12 protein-coding genes and 3 pseudogenes are annotated in these 19,290 nt (G+C 67.4%); 6 read left to right on the top strand and 9 right to left on the bottom strand.

Annotated features, from left to right (window positions below; translation table 11 throughout):
• The first annotated feature begins 120 nt into the window (after positions 1–120).
• Positions 121–1,395 carry an ADYC domain-containing protein gene (locus HUW62_RS50035; protein WP_176435557.1) on the top strand — a complete coding sequence of 425 codons (1,275 nt, stop codon included), beginning with the start codon at positions 121–123 and terminating at the stop codon, positions 1,393–1,395.
• Here the strand turns inward: HUW62_RS50035 and HUW62_RS22315 are convergent.
• Complete coding sequence (locus tag HUW62_RS22315) at positions 1,376–4,606, bottom strand: serine/threonine-protein kinase (RefSeq protein WP_176435556.1); 3,231 nt, start codon at positions 4,604–4,606, stop codon at positions 1,376–1,378. The two genes, HUW62_RS50035 and HUW62_RS22315, sit on opposite strands and share 20 nt — an antisense overlap.
• Before the next feature lie 327 nt (positions 4,607–4,933).
• On the opposite strand from HUW62_RS22315, the gene HUW62_RS22310 reads away from it, so the two are divergent.
• Both HUW62_RS22310 and HUW62_RS22305 read left to right on the top strand, forming a co-directional pair.
• Positions 4,934–5,386: a hypothetical protein gene (locus tag HUW62_RS22310; protein ID WP_163866731.1), complete on the top strand. Its 453-nt coding sequence runs from the start codon at positions 4,934–4,936 to the stop codon at positions 5,384–5,386.
• A gap of 64 nt (positions 5,387–5,450) precedes the next feature.
• Positions 5,451–6,140 carry a hypothetical protein gene (locus HUW62_RS22305; protein WP_176435555.1) on the top strand — a complete coding sequence of 230 codons (690 nt, stop codon included), beginning with the start codon at positions 5,451–5,453 and terminating at the stop codon, positions 6,138–6,140.
• A gap of 16 nt (positions 6,141–6,156) precedes the next feature.
• On the opposite strand, the pseudogene HUW62_RS48885 reads toward HUW62_RS22305, so the two are convergent.
• The 7 genes and pseudogenes from HUW62_RS48885 to HUW62_RS22275 all read right to left on the bottom strand — a co-directional run.
• Positions 6,157–6,231, bottom strand: a pseudogene (locus tag HUW62_RS48885) (hypothetical protein); the annotation flags it as partial.
• A gap of 202 nt (positions 6,232–6,433) precedes the next feature.
• Complete coding sequence (locus tag HUW62_RS22300) at positions 6,434–7,570, bottom strand: serine hydrolase (RefSeq protein WP_176435554.1); 1,137 nt, start codon at positions 7,568–7,570, stop codon at positions 6,434–6,436.
• A 665-nt stretch (positions 7,571–8,235) separates the two neighbouring features.
• The gene (locus tag HUW62_RS22295) at positions 8,236–11,151 is read right to left on the bottom strand and encodes a cell wall anchor protein (RefSeq protein ID WP_176435553.1); all 2,916 of its coding nucleotides are present in this window, start codon (positions 11,149–11,151) and stop codon (positions 8,236–8,238) included.
• A gap of 493 nt (positions 11,152–11,644) precedes the next feature.
• Positions 11,645–11,884, bottom strand: a pseudogene (locus HUW62_RS22290) (transposase); the annotation flags it as partial.
• Positions 11,885–11,983: 99 nt separating this feature from the next.
• Positions 11,984–12,184 (bottom strand): helix-turn-helix domain-containing protein, encoded by a 201-nt coding sequence (locus HUW62_RS22285; RefSeq protein ID WP_176435551.1) that lies wholly within the window; start codon positions 12,182–12,184, stop codon positions 11,984–11,986.
• 123 nt (positions 12,185–12,307) lie between these two features.
• A complete protein-coding gene (locus HUW62_RS22280) occupies positions 12,308–14,839 on the bottom strand; it encodes a S8 family serine peptidase (protein WP_176435550.1) in 2,532 nt (843 codons plus the stop codon).
• Between the two features lie 22 nt (positions 14,840–14,861).
• Entirely contained in the window at positions 14,862–15,848 is a 987-nt protein-coding gene (locus tag HUW62_RS22275) for an ATP-binding protein (protein WP_176435549.1), read from the bottom strand.
• Positions 15,849–16,239: 391 nt separating this feature from the next.
• On the opposite strand from HUW62_RS22275, the pseudogene HUW62_RS50030 reads away from it, so the two are divergent.
• Positions 16,240–16,659 (top strand): annotated as a pseudogene (locus tag HUW62_RS50030) (hypothetical protein); the annotation flags it as partial.
• Positions 16,660–16,749: 90 nt separating this feature from the next.
• Positions 16,750–17,277 carry an integrase core domain-containing protein gene (locus HUW62_RS22270; protein ID WP_176435548.1) on the top strand — a complete coding sequence of 176 codons (528 nt, stop codon included), beginning with the start codon at positions 16,750–16,752 and terminating at the stop codon, positions 17,275–17,277.
• A gap of 52 nt (positions 17,278–17,329) precedes the next feature.
• Here HUW62_RS22270 and HUW62_RS48880 read toward each other — a convergent pair whose 3' ends face one another.
• Positions 17,330–17,737: a hypothetical protein gene (locus tag HUW62_RS48880; RefSeq protein ID WP_255203571.1), complete on the bottom strand. Its 408-nt coding sequence runs from the start codon at positions 17,735–17,737 to the stop codon at positions 17,330–17,332.
• 693 nt (positions 17,738–18,430) lie between these two features.
• On the opposite strand from HUW62_RS48880, the gene HUW62_RS22260 reads away from it, so the two are divergent.
• Positions 18,431–18,904: an IS630 family transposase gene (locus HUW62_RS22260; RefSeq protein WP_176435547.1), complete on the top strand. Its 474-nt coding sequence runs from the start codon at positions 18,431–18,433 to the stop codon at positions 18,902–18,904.
• The last annotated feature ends 386 nt before the right edge of the window (positions 18,905–19,290 follow it).

Below are 19,290 nucleotides of genomic sequence, written 5' to 3'. Positions count from 1 at the left end.
CGCGGGGAACCCTGTTCACGCGGCCCGCTCTGGCACGACGTTCGCTATACAAGCCCCACGATGAATGGACTGGCAATGACAACGAAGCAGTGCCTCCGCCCTCCCGGACTCGGCTCGCGAGTGAGCGCAAGGCTCCAGTACGTGGTGATGCTGTTCCTGGCCATGGGGGTCAGCGGGTGCTGTGTATTGTTCCCCGGGAGCAAGTCCTGCGTGAGGCCCACGCCCCCCGGAGAGCCCGACCTCAACGAGAGCCTGCCCGTCCGGGACTGCCGCTCGGAGACCTGTGTCCTCCCCCCGGAAGCCATACCCCTGTCGCCATGGGAATGTCCGACCGGGCAACCCAGCTGCCGACCTCCGGAGACGAACGGGCTGGGCATCTTCGTCGTCGAGGGCGGCACCTACTGCTTCCAGGTGAATGGGAGACCCCGCTTCTGTCCCGAAGCCTTCGCGAACATCCCGGCCTCGGCCAGCGCACGCCTCCCCTCTGTCCGCTTGATGGGCCGAGTCCCCAGCACGCCCGGCGACCTGCTCGGCGGATACACCGTGACGGGAGTGCTACAGAATCCCCGGACATCCGGCACAGGCGAGTCCGTCAGGATTCACAGCATCCAGGCGGAGGGCACCCGGTTCACCGTGAACTACTGTCCCATGTCCAGCACCTGCACCGACACCCAGGTTCTTCAACTTCAAGACGAGGACCTCCACCGGCTGAGACTCGGGGTTTCGCTCCCAGCCGATGACGGCGGGCCCGAAAGAGCGGCGACCTTCGAGGTGGCGGTGACGCCCCGCCTCGGGGCTTCGACCCGGGTCCGCGGCTATGACGTCCTCTACCGGGAGGCCAGGGGGACTTGGGTGCATCACTGCGACCTGGGGGGCGTCATCGCCTCCGACAGGGACGCAACTTCCTTCCTGCCAGGGCTGCGCATCAACAGCGTGAACGCAGCCGTCGAGCCCGTCCCGACGTGGACCACCATCGGCTGTGAGTCGGGGGCCATCGTGAGCTGTCTCGACTGGGGCTACGCCCCCTGGAACCCCGACACAGGCGTCTACGACACGCTTCGCGGCCATCTCTTCGGCTCGTGCCTGCAGGCCAAGCGCGCCGCGTATTTCGTCGGCCGCGGAGACCTCAAGAGCTACACCCGGAATGGCACGCGCATCAACAAGCGCGACGAGTTCGGACTGGGGAGGGGCGCGAGCAACCAGGTCGAAGAGCTTCGGACGCTGGAGGCCCTCTGGAGTCCCCAAGGCGCGGTCTGCCTCAACCCCGAGAACCGCCGGGTCCCCGGCATCGCCCCGCCCGCCGGTATGCTCGGTGTGCCGCCTTGCGCCAGGCCGCCCACATGGACACCGACGGGAAAACTCGCCACGGGCACGTTCACCCCGGCGCCGGACTGAGCCCCGCCTCGCGGAGCGCCTCCGCGTACTCCCGCCGCAGCAGTGGATTGAAGACGAGGGCCTTCACCAGTGACTCGCGGGCCTGACGCAGATGCTCGGCGCGCGCCGCCTCCGCGCGTGCCAGCCGTGCCTCGAGCAACAGCAACCCTCCCCGGACGGCATGAGCCGAAGCCAGCTTCGGGTCCAGCGTGAGCGCCCGGTCCACTTGCGCGAGGCCCTCGGAGATGAAGCCAGGGGCCTCGCGGGGAGACACCGCTTCCGCCAGACGCAGGCAGGCCCTCGCCAGCTCCTGGTGGGATTCGTTGTAGGGCTGTATCTCCACCGCGCTCCTCGCTTCGGCGCGCGCGAGCTGGAGGAGTCGGAGTCCGGAGCCGCCGTTGCGTCGTACCCAGGTGGCCTCCACGAGCGCCAGCCGCGCGCTCAGGACCTGACAGTCGGCGCAGCTCGCATCCCCTCGCGTCGCGTCCCGCAGGGCATGTCGGCCCGCCTCGAGCGCGACATCGGGGGCGCGACCTGCCACCACGGCCTGGGTCGCCGCGAACAAGTGCCCCGTCGCGAGGAAGAAGTGGGTCCGCGCGGAGGTCGGATTGATGCCGAGCGAGCGCTCGAACCAGCGAGCGGCACGCGCCAACGGAGCTTGTGCATCCGCCGCCGAGGCGACGAGGTACTCCACGCGAAGCAGCTCCGAGAGCCCCAGCTTGTTCAGCGCGGAGTGGTAGTGGCCGTTGATGGCGAGCACTGCCTCACCCGCCGCGATGGCCTTTCGCACCTCCGGCTCCGGATCAACCCCCCGCGCGAGCCGCTGAGCCGCCATCGCGTTGTACAGCTCCGCCAGGTTCGAGTACCCGAACACGTATTTCGGGTCGTACCTCACGGCCAGACGCAGGAGGCGTTCCGCCTCGGCATAGGAGGTGGATGGGTCCTCACCGCGCTCGCGCTGGCGATTGCCTCGCCAACGATGCACCAGCGACAGGTCGTTGAGTCCCCAGGGGTATTGGGGTTGGAGTTCGAGGGCCCGACCCAGCCGGGAGATGGCCTCGCGCCAGGACGGCTCGGGGTCTCCTCCCTCCCAGGACGCCTGGAGCCCCCGGAAGAAATAGCCGACGCCCAGGATGTCGTGTGCCTGGACGTCCAGGGGAGACAACTCCACCGCGCGCGACGCGGTCGCGATGCAGTCGGTGAGGAGTCGTTTCGGGTCCACCTCTTCACCGCCCGGGTTCGCGGCGCGGTACCGATTGAGGAGGATGAAGGCCTTCCGGGTGTAGCCAGCCCCGCGAGACGGCGCGGCCTGGAGACCCTGCTCCGCCGCGGACAGCGCCCTCTGCAGCGAAGCCCCGGGAGACTGCCCCTCGCGCCGGTCCAACTCCGCCTCCTGCAACCCCACCTCCGCCAGCGCCTCGTAGCTCCGGGCGTCACTGCGTCCCAGCTCCACGGCGCGCTCATGGAGGCGGCGGGCCTCGTGGAGGCCCGAGCGGGCCGCGTCGTAGTGGCCCCGCTCCAACTGCTCCATCGCTCGCGCGTGGGCCACGTCGCCCGCGAGCTTCCGGGCCTCGTACAGCCACGGCGCCTGGGTCTCGGCGAGGGCCGCCGCCCGAGCCGCCGCGTCGTAGTCGTGGCGATAGAAGGCAATCAATCCCTCCAGATATTGGGGGGACTCCAGCTCCAGCACCTGGCTGCGTTCGAGCGACTGGAGCGCTGGCCGGAGGTACTGTTCTTCGAGGGCGCGCTGCCGCGCGGCGACCCACGCCGGGTCGCCCCCGTGCCGCGCCGCTTCCATCTCCTGGTGGTAGCGCTCGCCGAGGCCCCTTCCCAGCGCATGATGGAGCTCTGGCGAGTCCAGCCCCAGCTTCCTCGCGCGCGTCAGCGCGGTGTGCGCCTGTTCCAGCTCTTGCATCGCCAGATGGCCACGTCCCAGCGCGTACTGGACGAGCGCATCTCCCGGTGCCCCCAGCGTGTGAGGCCAGGCGGCGATGCGCGCCATGCGCTCACGCACGAGCTGCTGCTCTCGACGGGTGTCATGCAGGGGGGCCGTGTATGCGAATCGCAGGAACCACTCGAGGTCCTTCACCTGCTGGCCAAGCTGCTCGGCCATCCGCGCACGCCCCTCCGATTGCAGTCGAGCCTGTCGCGCGTCCCACCTGGACGTGATGCCCAGGCCCGAGAGCACCAGGATGAGCGAGAGTGACACGGCGGAGCTCGCCACCAGGGTCCGGTGCTTGCGCGCGCGGCGCCATAGCCGGGAGAGCGGCCCCGGGCGCTGCCCGAGGATGGGCTCTCCGTCGATGTAGCGCCCCAGGTCCTCGGCCAGGGCTCGCGCCGAAGGGTAGCGCTGCCCGGGGTCCTTGCTCAGGCACTTGAGGACGATGACCTCCAGGTCGCCGGGCAGGTGAGGCACGAGCGTGCGCACGGGCGGCGCCTCTTCGTGGAGCACCTTGTTGAGGGTGCCGACGAGCGTCTTGTCCGAGAACGGAGGAGCGCCGGTCAGCAGTTCGTGGAGGGTGGCGCCCAGGCAATAGACGTCCGAGCGGCGGTCGACGGCCCGCGTCTCCCCTCGGGCCTGCTCCGGTGACATGTACGCGGGGGTGCCCATCACAGCGCCCGACCGGGTGATGCCCTGCTCGAGGCTGGGTTCGTGCGCCAGACCGAAGTCCATCACCACCGGGGCGCGGCGCCCGTCCTCCTGCCGTCGCACCAGGATGTTGCCCGGCTTGAGGTCGCGGTGGATGACGCCGAGCCGATGCGCCTCGTGCATCGCGGAGGCGACCTCTCGCATCAGTTGGACCCTCTCCGGGAGCGACAGCCCTGCCGCGGCCTGGTCGAGCCGCTGGCCCTCGATGAGCTGCATCGCGATGTAGTCCCGGCCCTCCGCATGACCGACCTCGTACACCGCGCACACGTTCGGATGGTCGATTCGCGCCTGCATCCGGGCCTCTTGCAGGAAGCGCATCACCCGGTCCGGGTCCGCGCCTCGCACGAACTTCAGCGCGACGGTGCGGCTCAGCCGCCTGTCCCAGGCCCTGTGGACCTCTCCCATGCCGCCGTGGCCGAGCAGCTCCAGCAACGTGTAGTGCCCCACGGAAGCGTTTCCGTGGAGCGGGCCAGACCCCGCTCCGGGCGAGCCGTCCGGCACGAGGCTGGCCCCCACGGTGAGCTGGGCCACCTCTGGAGTGACGTCCCGGTCATCGTCCACGGCTTCCCCCCATCCCGTCATGGTAGCCCATGATGGTCTACCCAGACACCCGGCCCCGGCCATCCGACACAGCGAAACGGTGTGCCTGGCACCGCGCGGCGCTGTGTCCGTGGCGTGCCTTCCTGGGCCTCGGTCAGGTGCGCTCCGAGGCAGGTGCGTCCGAGGAACGCGGCGACTGGAACGGCATGTGAGCTGCAAAGCCATGCATCCGACGAGGACGTATGGAGAGGCCTTCACGACCGAAGCACCGACTCCACACCTCCACGCTCATGCCGCCGAGCCGAGGGGCCGGCTCCGGCAAACACTCTCACACGCCTCGAAGCACCTTCACTCCAAGGAGTCGAACCGATGGCCCATTACAAGAGGATCCTCATTGCTTCAGCGGTGGTGCTCGGCAGCGTGGCGGGGACCGCCAGCGCCCGCACCGTCTCCGGGTGGCACGGCAAGCCCCAGCTCCAAGCGGATGGCGCCTGCCTGGGCGAGTCGTGGACCACGCAGACGAACAACTGCCCCAGGACGGTCGGGCTGTTCTACCCGCTCCAGGTCGACGACTCCGGTAACTACCGGGTCACCTTCAATGCCTATGGCGCGAGCTCCGCCAACAACGTCGGCTGCCGGTTCTTCGCGCTCAGCCGTGATGCGACGCAGATGTGGTCGGTGCCCGTCACCTACCTCCCGAGCTTCGGCGCCAACGTGAGCGTCGCGCTCGGCCCGGTGTACGTGCCTGTCGGCGGCACCCTGAACCTCGCGTGCGACCTCAACCCGGGCGGACGCGTGAACAGCGTCTACTGGTACCAGTAGTCCCGTCGAGCCGCCGCTCCCCGGCTTTCGGGGAGCGGCGGCTCCCTCCACCGAGGTCATGACCATGAAGCCCCGGCATCTCTTGACGGGAGGCGCCCTCGCCTGCGCGTGCGCCACCGTGCTGTTCTTCCAGCAGCGGCATGACAGGGACGAGCTCCTTCGACGCGCCTCCATGGCGGAGCCGCTCTCGACCGAGAGGCAGGGGCCGGCCTCCGCGCCCGAGCCCACGTTCCCCGCCCGTCTCCGTGAAGCGCGCGTCGAGGTCCCCGTCCCCTCGCCCGTGGCACCCGAGCCCGTTGCCTCGACACCCGAGCCCGCCGCCGCGACACCCAAGGCTGGGGGGACGCCCGCCCCTTCGTCCGCCTCCACGGAGGAGGTGAGACAGCGCCTCGAGGCCTACTTCGGAGACGAGCCTTTCGACACCGCGTGGGCGCGGAGCGCCGAGCGGCAAGCGAAGGACGGCGTGAGGGCCGCGCTGCCAGACCCCTCGCAGCTCAGGTCCATCGAGTGCCGGGCCAGCCTGTGCCGCATCGAGACGGAACATGGGGACAACGAGCAGTCCTTCAACTTCGTGCGCACGGCCTTCATGGCTCCGGAGCGGCAGGTGTGGAACGCGGCGTTCGTGACGGTGCGCGGTGTGGATTCGACCGACAACAAGGTCGTCACCATCACGTACCTGGCGCGAGAGGGAGTGGAACTCCCCATGGAGAGGCTGCTCTCCCCAGGGGGCGATGACGCGCAGGCCCTCCAGTAGTCACCACGAACCAACGTCAAAGCGCTGTGCGCCCGCCGAGCTCAGGGACGCGCTCATCGGCCCGCGGGAGTGCGTCCAGGTGAGCCGCGTTGTCGAGGTCGAGCGGCGCATCGGTGAGCGATACGACCCACCCCCGAGGCCGTGCGCCGCGACCGAGTGAGCAGGCCCACCTCCCGCGAGGGGGCTGGGAACCTGCGCGCGGCCTCCCTGCTCCACATGCTCTCCGACGACTTGTCGAGCTGAGAGAAGTCTGCGCGGGCTCGACGCGTACTCACTCCCTGTTGTTCGCCGTGCTAGCGGCCCTGCATGGATTCGACCCTGTCAAAGAGGGGCGCCAGCGCGCGTTCCATGGCATTGGCGGTCGCATCGCCACTCTGGTTGGTGATGATGAACACCCCCAACTGATACTTCGGCACGAGGTAGAGATAGCATTGCGCGCGAGGCACGCCGCCGTGATGCACGTAGTGGGTGCCCAACTGGCTGCTCTGGCCGATGTTCCAGAAATAGCCAATGCTGAAGTCCTCCGCGAAGCGCACCAGCGGCTTGTGTGACTCTGTCACCGCGGGATGGTTGCTCAACTGCAAGCGCAAGTACTTCACCATCTCCGGCATCGTCGCCTTCAAGGCTCCCGCCGCGCCCCAGGGCAGGAGTGGCATCGGCGTGGTGCCGACCGGGTTGTCGCTGTGGTAGCCAGGAGCCAGGCGGTTGGCGTCCTGGGCACGCAGGCGCAGCCACGTGTCGTGCATACCGGCTTCCCGCGCCAGGAACTCCGCGAGCAACGACTCGTAGGGAGCCCCGTGGATCTTCTCGAGGGTGTGCGCGACCAACTCGGTGCCGGCGCTCGAATAAGCATAGTCCTTGCCGAGCGGGCCCTTGATGCTGACGGTGTGCAGGTCCTGCCAGAACCGCGGCTGCCCGTAGTCCGCATAGGCGGCATTGAGCTTTGCCGGGGTGGCATGCGCAGTGAAGTCCCTCAACGCCTCATTCACTTGCAGTGGCAACATCCCCGGCATGCCGCTGGTGTGTGTGACCAGGTGGCGCAGACGGATGGGCTCGCCGTCTGACTGAAGGTTCGGATAGGCGGACGGCAGATACTTTTGTATCGGGTCGTCGAGGGTCGCCTTGCCTTCGAGGACAGCGTTTGCCAACAGCAGGCCGACGAAGGTCTTGCTGACCGACCCTATTTCATAGAGGGTCGAATCATCGGGCGGATTGGACTTGCCGGTCTCCAGCTCACCCCGATGCAGGATGAACTCCTCGCCGCGATAGACCACTGCAATCGACGTTGCGTGCAGCAGTCGTGACTGCAGCAGGGTCGTCGCGGCCTGGCTCATTGCCGTGGGGATATCGCGGGCGGGTGCAGGGCCCGTCGTCTTGCAAGCGGCCAGCACCAGCATCATTCCAGCAATGGCTACGGAGAGGTTGTTCATCAGACGCATAAAGAGGAGGGGTACTCTCGCACGCCCCCCAGGTCGCAGCCAGACACGCGAGGTCACCCTCGCGGTAGCACCGGCTCATTCGCATAGCCTGGAACACGGGAAGTTCTCGGTGTCACCTCGACTTGATTCCCGACGCGTGCTCAGGGCTCATCTACCCCAGCCCTCCTCGGTTCCTGCCCACGCGGCCAGACCGGCCTGCCCTTGCTCCTGGGTCGGGGATGCCGTACCTGCCTCCTCCTGGGTGTCCACTGAAGCGGATCAAGCCCAAGGGGAGGGGGCCGAGCTTGAAGTCGACCCAATCGGACGCGTACCCGCCGTCCTCTTCGAAGCCGCTCTCGTCGAAGTAGCGTCGCAGCGCCGTGGCCATCGTCTCCATGGCGTGGACTCCCTCGCAGCGGGCGCAGCTGCCCCGCAGGTTCGCAAGGAGTCCGACGCGGAGACCTCCGTGCCGCACGTCGCTTCCGAGGAGAGGCATCTGGCCCGGCGATGCGCGCGGGGACCGGTGCTCACGCTCCGGTCCGCGGGTGTGCCTGGGCTTCAGGCGAGACGCCGTGTGTACGGCGGCGCCGAACGCGAGCTCCCAACTCGGAACAGCAAGGCCGGCCATGGGGACGTGCCCCACGACCGGCCTTGCTCCTCGGCGTGTCGACGCGGTCCTACCGCAGGGGCACGCGCTTGAGCCTGAAGGGCGAGGGGCTCTCGCTCATCGTGAAGTAGCTCGCGCCGTTGGCCTCGTACTCGATCGCCTCACCCTGGCCCTCGGTGGTGTCGGTCAGCGTGACGGGCGTCGCGAAGACGGCCGACTCGAAGCCAAGTCCCGGCGTCGCACGGAACTCGTAGACAGTGCGGTAGGTGCGAAGGAGGAAGCGATCCGCGCATGGGTGGATCGCCGCCGCGGTCGCGGCCGAGAAGTTGGCGTCTCCGTTCAGCGGCAGTTGGATCGTGTGGACGTGGATCAGCGTGGCCTGCACGCCCGGCGTCAGCGGCCGGGGGAACTTGTACACGCCGCTCTTCCCCGTGCCCCCGTCCTTGGTGACGACGTAGATGTCCCCGGTGGTGGGGTGCACCATCAGCGACTCCGCGTCCTGCGCGCCGTCCGGATAGACGAACGGGAAGGCCTCGGCGACGAGCCCCCCCGAGGTCTGGCCGTTGGCGAGATCCGGCTCGGGCACGCGGTAGATCGTGAACGACGTGGGGCTGCCACCCGGAGGGAAGTTGGCGCTCCACTTCCCGATGTCACCGATGAAGATGCACGAGCCGCTCGGGCAGGGCCCGGTCGCGAGGTCCTCCCAGTCGGCCGGCGTCACGTTGGTCACGTTGAACGTGCCGATCGTGCTCGCGTTGAGGGTGTTGATCGCGACGATCGCGGTGGTGTCCTCGTTGTGCACGTAGAGCGCGTTGACGACCACGCGGCTCGCGGCCAGGCCCGAGGGCTCCACGATTTCCGGCGCGGTCACGGTGCCCTGGAGCGTGAAGGTGCTCGCGTACGTGTCGCCGACCATGCAACTGGGGGCGTTGGCGGCGCGCAGGACGATCACGTGCGCGGTGTTGGTCTGCACGAACGCGGAGCTGCCGGAGAGGCCCGTCTGGAGGCCCGGCGCGGTGAGCGACCGGTAGGCCGCATTGAAGAGCAGTCCATTTGCGTGACCCAGGCACGCGTCGAAGGCCTCGGTGAAGCCGAGCGGCGGCTCGATGCCGGTGGCAGGGCAGGTGGCGTCCGGCCAGACCTGTGAGCCGTACCAGACGGCGAGGCCACCCGCGCTGCCGGTCACCACGTCGGGCACGGTGAACGACGCGGAGTCGCCGTTCTTCTGGCCTGCGTGCACGTCGATGGGCTGGATCGGATCGACGCCGCTGAAGGCCTCCACGCTCCCCGCCATGTGGGTGGCCGCGTCCAGTCCGAACGCGTAGCTCGCGGGCTCGGAGGCGCCCGCGACGCGGTAGAAGATCCAGGTGCGGATGGCCCAGGCGCTCTGCTCCGAGCGCAGGAACGTCCAGCCGGCGGGCGGCGTGACGGTCGCGGAGATGTTGTTGCGCACGGTCACCCGCGCGATGAGCGCGTCGTTGGCCGCGGTCCCCGACGGCTTGGGGATCGACAGCGAAGCGAGCGACAGGCCGCTGTGGCGTGAGCTCCCACGCAACGCGACCCCCGAGGACGGTGCGACCTCGGCGCGGCGAAGGGTGACGACCTGCGCGACGTTGGTCTCGGCGAACGTCGAGCTCCCGTTGAACGGTCCCTGGAGGCCGGCACCGGCGAGGGGCATGAAGGCGGCGTTGAAGACGAGGCCCTGGGACGAGGACACCAGGCAGGTGTCGTAGGTCTCGGCGAAGCCCACGGGGGGCTCGATCGCCGGTGTCGGACACGCGGCGCCGGTCCACACCTGCGCGCCGAACCAGACGGCAGCCCCGCCCGCGGTCGAGGTGCTCAGCTGCGGCGTCGTGAAGGCCGTCGAGCCACTGTTGCTCTTGCCGGCGTGCGTGTCGATCGGGTTGGCCGGATTGACGCCGGCATACGCCACGAGGTTGCCGACGAGGTAGCTCGCGATGGAACTCTGGAACGTATGGCTCGCGGGCTCGCTGGCGGTGGCGACGCGGACGAAGACCCAGCCGCGGATGCTCCAGGTGCTCATGTCGGTGCGCACCAGCGTCCAACCCGCAGGCGGGGTGAGCTCGGCGCCGATCTGGTTCCGGTTCGCGAGGTGCGCCAGCAGCACGTTACCGGCGGCGACGCCCGGAGGGGTCGAGAGGGTCAGGCTGGTGACCATCTTGCCGCTCGCGTGCGTGGTGCCGACGAGGGTGATCTCCCCGGTGGCCGGCGGCTGGAGGGGACGCAGCACCACCGCGTACGTGATGTTGGTGTTGGGGAGCGTGGAGCTGCCGGTGAAGGCGGGCTGGGGACCTGCGGCCCCGAGCTCCGAGGTGGCGGCGCTGTGCAGCACGCCGCGCGACGACGAGACGAGGCAGGTGTCGAGCTGCTCGGTGAAGCCCGTCGGAGGGGTGTGGACCGCGGGGCACGCGGCGCCTCCCCAGACCTGGGCCGAGAACCACACTGCGAGGCCGTTCGCGGACGACGTGGTGGCGACGGGCAGCGCGAGGCTCGCGCTGTTGCCATTCTTCTGGCCCACGTGCACGTCGATCGGCTGGAGCGGATCCGCGCCCGACACCGCGACCAGGGTGGCCGCCATGGAGCTGGCGAGGTCGAGGGTGAAGGTGTGACTGCTCGGCTCGGCCGCGCTGGCCACGCGGAGGAAGAGCCAGGACTTGATGGCCGAGGCGCTCTGCTCGGAGCGCAGCAGCGTCCATCCAGCGGGTGGGGTGGCGACGGCGGTGACGGCCTCGCGATTGCTCAGCTGCATCACCAGCACATCTCCGGCGGCCGTACCGACGGGGGTGGGGATGGAGAGGGTGGTGGTGGCCGGGCCGCTCGCGCTGGTGGTTCCTCGCACGGAGAGCGTGGAGAGGCCCTGGGCCGTCGTCGCATCCTGTACGTCGTCGGGCTGCGCGAGCTCAGTCGTTCCACAGGCGGCCATCAGTAGGGCGGCCGCGAGCCACAGACTTCGGATTGGGGTCATGGGGTTTTGATCGGGTGTTGACTCACTGGACTGGAGGTCCGGGAATCGGCCATGTGAAGGACCCCGCAGTGCGAAGCGCAATCGGCTGTCATGACACGGGAAAACTACCGTGAAATGAGTGGGGTTATTGGGTGTCATCGAAAAAAGGTGGCAGTCCTGTCCATGCGGTCACGCGGAGTACTTTGAGAACGCGAAGCCCAAAGATATCTGCGCCCGGTGCAAGGGCCGAAGGGCGGTCCGCACCCCGAGGGGTGGGCCTCCAGGCAAGCCTCGTGACCGTGGCTGTGACAGGCTCGTGACGTCAGCAGAACGGTGCTGACACCCTGTGATCTGGAGCGTGCCTGGAACTGTTGGGCTTCGTCGGGCTCGTGGGGCACGAAGCCCTTGGAGGCCCTGCTCTTCGGTCGTCCGACCAAGAGGGAGTCGATTGGGGTGTGCTGTGTTCGTGGCCGCTGCGTGATGTTTGAGTTGCTCTGCGTCAGTAGAGCCGATCTCAGAATTGGCGCATGAGGATGAGAGCGCAGGCGAGGTGGAGAAACCCGAGGACGTTCTCGGCTTTCACCTCGTAGCGGGTGACGAGGCGCCGGAAGAAGCGGAGCCAGGCGAAGAGCCGCTCCACCTTCCAGCGTCGACGGTAGCGACGTAACTCACGCCCGTCCCGCGTCTTCGTCTTGCGGCCTCGGCGGTGCGGGGCAATCAGCTTTGACATGCCCAGCGGCTCGTCATGCACATCGCTCACGTCATGACGCGCGTTTTGACGCCCTGATGACGCAGCGACCGAATTTTGGGTAGGCACAAGGGATCTCGCACGGCGAGCGACGGGTTGGCGGGGCTACGCATCCCCATCCCCCTGACGGCGCGGTGCGGTGGTCTGTGCCTGGATCCACGTGTCGATGTCGACCCGCCGGAACCGCCACTGGCCGCGGACCTTGAAGGCCGGAATCTCCCCCTTCTGCGCCATCGTGTAGACGGTCTTGTCTGCGACCTTAAGCAAGGCGGCGACCTCAAGGACCGTCAGAATCTCGTCGCTCATCCGGGTTGGCTCCGTGGGGGCAGAAGGGAGCAGTCTTCCAGCCGTTTCCAGAGTACGGCGGCGGATGGGGCGAACTCAAGGCGCGCGAGGCTCCTGGTGCTCTAAATGCGCCGAGTGGCCGGGCTACGGCTCGATGGCGATGGGCAGGCCGACCTGCTCGGCGACCGGCGTCCAGATGTCGGTCTCGACGCCGGGCGTCTCGATGGAGACGACCAGCGCGTACCGCGCGCCCTTGTCGCTACGGTCGCGCTTGGGCTGGTCCTTCCACCAGCCGCTCACCGGGTACACGGCGATGGCGCCGCGCTCGGCCAAGTCGGCGGCGTTGCACGAGAGGATGTCCGAGTGGAGCGAGCCTCGGTTGCGGGCCTGCTCACCGAGGTACCACTCCGACGAGTCGCCGCCCGTGGTGGGCTTGGCCTCGTCCTCTTCGAGCGCCTTCTTATTGAGGCGCTTGCGGAACTCCTCGATCGACTCCGTTGGTCCCTTCACGTCGAAGCGCAGGCCGTGCGAGGCGTAGCGGTGCCGCTTCTTCCAGCCGCGCCGGCCGGGGTTCGGCTCGATGAAGTACGAGAGCGTGATGCGCAGGCGCACTGGCGTCGCGGCGAGCTGCGCGAGAACGTCGCGCGGCCAGGGCAAGTCGAAAAAGTGCAGCTCGCGCATCTTGCCCTCGGTGAACGGGCGGATGCCGCTCTGCGCGATGAGGGTGAGCACGTCGTTTGCGCTCCGCAAGGCACGCTCGGCGCTGGGCACGCCGAATCCATAGCGCTGGACGAGTTTCGCGCGGGCGCGCTTGCCGCTCGCGCCGTGCAGGTGGGTCTGCATCTGTGCCGACCATTCTGCCGAATGCACCACGAGGGCGCGCAGCGTCTCGGGCCAGTACGTCGGGTACTCGGCCGAGATGAGGGCAGCGAGACGCGCTGCCTGCGCCGTCGCCGCGCTGGTCGCCCAGCTCAGCACAAAGGACTTGTCGGCGGGCTTGAAGTACGTCGAGAGCAGCGAGAGATCAGGGCATGGGAAGTCAACCGCGCCCTTGGCGTTCTTCACGACGTTGCCGCCCTCGAAGACTACGTCGGGCTTGATGGGCCACGCGTCGGCGAACGTCACGCCGGTGGTGCTCCACGGCGACAGCTCACCTGGCCGCGCAACCGGCTGCCAGCTCGCCCACTTTGGGTCGTTGATGACGGCCTTCTCGGTCAGGGCGCCAACCGTGAGCGCATTCCATGCTTGGCCGGGGTCGTGGATGGGATCGGTGTCGCTGCGTTCGAGGTGATCGACGGAGAGCGCGGTCTCGTCAACGTTGCCGGCGCAGAGCACGAAGAGGCGTCCTGCGGCATCGTCGCCCTCGTCGAGGTAGTCGAGCCCCTGCGTGCTCGGATCAAATGAGCGGCCAGCGGCGAGCGCGTCGACCGCCGCAGACCACGATGTGGGTTGGCCTCGATCGCGCTCGTCGGTGGCAGCGATGGACATCGAGAACGTGCGTTGTCGCTCGGGGGCTTGGAGCTCTGCGCGGCTCGCCGCTTCGGCCGTGACCGCACCATAGAGGTCGGGCGGGTTCGCAGGGTGCCCATTGGGCGGCAGGATCTTCACCGACTCGAGCCGGTGCCGGAGCGCGACGTTCTGTGTGCCCGCGAGGACCGGCGTGAGGTCGCCGTAGAGCGCGAGGCCGGCCATCTCGGTGCCGTGGCCGAGGTGGTCATGCGTACCCCACGCAGGCTCGCAGGTATGGCAGTCGTCGACGTCGAGGGAGCCGTCGAGCAGCGGGTGCGCGCGCGTGACGCCGGTGTCGAGCACGCAGACGGCTGGCGCGCCAGCCGATGGCGGCGTGACGCGATCGCTCAGCTCTTTCGCCCACTCGCCTTGGTCCTCTGGGCCCATGTCGACGAATACCGTGGCGGCTTCCTTGGCCTTTCGAACCTCGGCGACGTCGTTGAGCACGTCGATCGATGCGGCGAGCTGCGCGGGAGTGGCGCGTGCGAGCGTGACAATGCGATCGTCAAACATGAGGCGCCGCGGCGCGACGTCGATCTCCTGCGCAGCCGCGAATTCCATCAGGCGCTCGAGCTCGTTGCCGTCCTGGCGACGGAGCCAGACCTCCCACCAGATCGTCTCGTTCTCGTCGGGGTATGCCTCGGTCGCGTCAGTCCACAGACTGCGCAAGGTCGCGAGGCGAAGCGTCGCGACCGGATCGAGCATGTCCTCGTAGCGGCGCTCGCGTTCCTTCTTCGGCGTTGTCTTCGCGTAGCTCTCGAAGCGCTTGAGGAAGTGCTTCACCTTGCCGTCGGGCACGAACACCGTCGCGAGCTCGATGCGGCGCGGCTCGGGCTCGTCGGTCTTCGAGTGGCTGACGGCGACGACCTCGATGCCCTGCCGCGAGTCCTCGAGCGATGTCACCTGGAGCGGCACACCGGGCTGGCTCTCGAACTGCACGTAGAGGCCAGGCACCGCGCCGTGGACCTCGATGTCAGCTTCGTCGCGGCGCTTGTCCGCCTCGACGACGGCCGCCTTGAGCGCGCGCTCCAACGCCTTGCCGTGCTTCGCGCGGCTCGTCGGTGGCGCGGGCTTGGTGACGTCGATCTTCCGCCCGTGGGGCTTGTACTCCTCAGCCGTTGGTGGGCCGGGGACGAGGATGTGCTTGCGGTTGCGAGGTGCGGACACGCGTCAGTCCCCTTGATGCCCGCTATGCGTGCGTACTGCGTCGTTCCTCGAGCGCGGCCACGAGCTCGACGTCACGCACGGCCGTCGTGTGGTCGAGGATGGCGTTCTTGGCGGCCTGCTCGCATGCCATTGCGATCTCGGCGTGGCTTAGGCCTTTTGCAGCCTCCGCCGCCGTGTGCCACTCGATGTTGCTCGTATCGAGGAGCACCAGCCGCCCCTTCATCACGCGGGTTGCGATTTCCTCGGTGGGCAGCGAGTACTCGAGGATGGCATCGAAGCGACGAAAGAGCGCGCGGTCGAGCAAGCTGACATGGTTCGTCGCGCCGAGCACGAGGCTGTCGGAGTCGTCCTGCTCGAGGAACTGGAGGAACGAGTTGAGCACGCGGCGGATCTCGCCGACGTCATTCTTGCTGCCTCGCTCGCCGCCGAGAGCGTCGAACTCGTCGAAAAGGTACACGCCACGCGTCGACTGGATCGCGTCGAACACGAGCCGGAGCTTCGCAGCCGTCTCGCCCATGTACTTCGTGATGAGCCCGTCGAGCTGAATGCTGAAGAGTGGCAGACCGAGCTCACCCGCGAGCGCCGCAGCGGTCATTGTCTTGCCGGTCCCCGGGGGCCCGACAAGGAGGAGCTTCCGCATGGGCGAGAAGCCGTGCTCGCGGAGGCGAGCGCGTTCGTGCTGCTCGGTGAGTACGCGATCGAGACGCGTGCGGAGCGGGTCAGGCAGCGCCATGTCGCTCACGCGGGTCTTCGGATAGCCGACCGTGAGCAGGCCCGCGAGCTCACCGCGGGGCTGGGCCAGCGGAACAGGCTTGGGCCCTCGCGCCGGCTCGGTCGCTTTCGCGCGCGCCTTCACCTGATCGACGAGCTCTCGAAGCTCTTGCGCGAACTTGCCGTGGCCGCTCCGCGCCGCCTGCGCGGCCACCTGCATGGCGATTGCGTAGAAGCGCGTATCGTCGCCATCGGCGTGGCTCCGGATGAGCGCTTTAACTTGGTCCGCAGTAGCCATGACGTCCTTCTTTGTACCCTGAGCCCCGATCAGGAGCCATCGGAAGCACGTGAGCCCTTCAAGATTCTGCCAAGGAAGTCAAGGCGTCGCACCTTTCCGGCTCGCCTCAGCGCCCCTCAGGTAGGGCTTCAGCCCCTCCCACTGCCGCCGTTGTTCCTGCCAGCCGACCGTCCCGAGCACCTGTGGCTACCGGCTATTCGGGTCTGGCGAGAAGCGTGCGTCGGCGAACGCGTCATTGCAGGCACAGTCCTGCGGAGGGGCCCGAAGAATGCTGGGGCTTGACAGGGCGAAAGTGGTTGAGTGTGCGCAGATGCCTCTGTGATGCCATGCGGTCCGTCACGGGGCGCGGCAGAATTCTGGCGTGCCGGCTACGGCCGGCAAGAATGACAGGATGCGGGCCTTCGTAAAGGCGCTGGCTCAGACGTTGCGCTCGGCCTTGCGGAGCCGTTCGGAACTGGCTCTGGAGAATTTGGCTCTTCGCCAGCAACTCGCAGTCTTTCGCGAGAAGCACCCATCACCGAGGCTTGCTCGGGGCGACCGCCTCTTCTGGGTGTTTCTCCAGCGCTTCTGGCAGGGGTGGCGGAGGCCATTGTGCCTGGTTCAGCCGGCGACAGTGGTGAAGTGGCATCGGATGGGCTTCCGGCTCTTCTGGCGCTGGAAGTCCCGGAGTCGGGTGGGGCGGCCGCGGGCAACTCCGGAGCTGCGCGCGTTGATTCGGCGCATGGCTGAATCCAACCCGACATGGGGTGCCCCGCGCATTCATGGGGAGTTGTTGAAGCTGGGGATGGAAGTAGGCCAGACAACGGTCGCTCGGTACATGCCCAGACCGGGAAGGGGAGCGCCGAAACCGTCACCAACATGGCGGAACTTCTTGCGCTTGCATCTGGCGGAGTCCGCAGGGATGGACTTCTTTGTCATTCCGACTGCGACGTTTGGAGTGCTGTTGGGATTTGTGGTTGTGAGTCACCGAGACAGGCGAATCCTCCACCTCAATGTGACAGCGCACCCGACGGAAGAATGGACGAAGCAGCAGATGCGAGAGGCCTTTCCCTGGACCAGTGCTCCGAGGTACTTGCACCGAGATAGGGACAAGCTCTACTCGGAGGGTGTTCGCGCCACGCTTACCCATTTGGGGATTCGCGAGGTGCCGAGTGCAGCACGGTGTCCGTGGCAGAATCCCTATGCGGAGAGAGTCATCGGCTCGATACGTAGGGAGCTGCTGGACCATGTCGTCGTCCTGAACGAAGCCCACGCTCGGCGCCTGCTGCGCGAGTACCAGCGCTACTACAATGCGAGCCGGACTCACCTGTCGCTCGGGAAAGATGCGCCCGAGACGCGTAAGGTGCAGGGCCCGGAGCATGGAGCCAAGGTGATAGAGCTACGGGAAGTCTTCGGGCTCCACCACAGGTACGAGCGCCGCGCTGCGTAGAGTCGCGGCCTTTCCAACAACACCCTCGTAGACCCGCGCGTGCTGCACCAGCCTACCTGCGTTCGCAGGAAGGTTGGGGAGTGTCCACACGCAGGCAGAGAGGAGTTGAGGCGTCTGAGCCGGGCATAATTCCGACCCCTATCAAACGGAAGGGAGGCCCCAGCGGCTCGTCATGCGCATCGCTCACGTCATGACGCACGTTTTGACGCAGCCTTGACGCACTCATGACGCAGCGACTGAATTTTGGGTAGGCACAGGGGGTGTTCAGCTCCAGGCTGGCGGCGAAGGTGTGGAGCAGTGCGCTCGCCTGCCGGTGGGTGGTACCGGGCGGAAGGAAGATGTCCAGTTGAGGCTGGGCCGTGCCGTACCGGGTCTTGCCGAGGGTCAGCGTCAATACGGTGTTGCTGAAATCAACAACCTTGACCGGGACGATGAAGGTAGGGATGGCCGTGGCGCTCATAGTCGATATTCCTGCGGAGTCGCGCGGTGCTTTATGTCCGTCGCGAAAGACATACACGCTCTGGTTGGCGGGCGTATCAAGTCCTCTCTGCTGTTTTCGAGGGGATGTTCTGCCCGGGGTGCTGGTGTCCGGGCTGGGGCGCTGTTTATGATTGAGCGTGCGGCTGGTGGTGATGCGTGGCGTTCGCGCTCGGCTCCCGTTTCGGCTCGCCCGCGTGGATTGCCGGACGTGGCTGTCGCGGTCCGGCAAGGCCCTCGAATGACGAGGGGCTGGGGCTAGGGCGCCCCCTTGGAGGTTGGGGCGTAAGCCTCCGGTTCAGCCCAGGTATAGGCGAGGAGCGAGGAGACGTAGAGTGTGCGGCGTGATGACGACCAGCGCAGTAGCGACGACAGCCCATGACTCCCTGGGCTGGACCGGACGGATACGACGGCGCGCTCCGGCGCGCGGCGAGCTACACGCAGGCGGACCTGGAGTCATTGACGGAGCCTCTTCCGCGGGGCCTGGTGCTGCGCAAGCTCCTTCAGCGGTCGCCCGCTAACCGTTACCAGCCGGCGCGCAAGCTGGCGGCGGACCTTCGCCGATGGCTGGGGGAAGGCGAAGTCTACGGCCCCGACGAAGCGGAAGCCGAGCTGCACGCGCTGATGCGGCGGGCAGGTGAAGCGCTGACTCAACCCCAAAATCGGGCCCGATTGGATGCTACCTGGACAGCGGCGAGAGGTGGTGACGCCGGGCAACAACCGCAAGCAGTACGTGGCTGGGGCCCTGGAGGCGCGCACCGGTAGACTGACGTGGGTCAAAGGGCAGAGGAAGACGAGTGCGCTCTTCATCGACCTGGTGCGAGCGGTGGTGGCGGCCTATCCCAAGGCAAAGCATCTGCACTTCATCCTGGACAACGCCGCCACCCACTCCAGCAAGGTGACCCAGAAGGCGCTCGCGGCACTGGACGGGCGCGTCGTGCTGCACCTCCTGCCGCCGTACTGCCCAGAGGGAAACCGGATTGAACGGGTGTGGTGGGATGTCCACGCCAACGTCACCCGCAACCATCGGTGCAAGAAAATGGAGGCACTGATGCGCGAGGTGGACCTCTACCTGGAGGCGCGAAACGCTCAGGCGACTCCCAGCCCTGTGCTGCGCGCCGTCACCGCACGACGCGCAGCAGCAGCATGAGACACGTCGAGAATCGCAATCGGTCGTTTAGACACCGAACAATGACTGCTTCACCTGCGCAGGGGACTTGCATTTTCTGCAGGTGGCGGACTTGACCTCTGGGCCGCCAACGCCATCCTCGGTGACCACGTCGAACTGGGCGGACGAACTGAAGTCGGACCACGGATCCACTCGCGGACCGGAGTTTCTCTGAGTCGCCTTTATCGTGTCGGCTGCCCCGCAGCTTCCACAGGAGAGTATCGCGGTCGCAGTGTCAATGATTCCCATGTCGTATCCCCGAATTCGAATCGAGAGGTGCTGCTGGATTCTATCACTGGTGGAAGAGAAGTGAGCCTGCCCCGATTTTGTGGGGCAAGCCCACCCACCGCACCCGATGCGGAAAGGAC

It is taken from the genome of Myxococcus sp. AM011 (assembly GCF_013372595.1).
Taxonomy (GTDB): Bacteria; Myxococcota; Myxococcia; order Myxococcales; family Myxococcaceae; genus Myxococcus; species Myxococcus eversor.
Note: the sequence above shows the minus strand (reverse complement) of the source record. Positions and strands in the feature narration are given on the sequence as shown.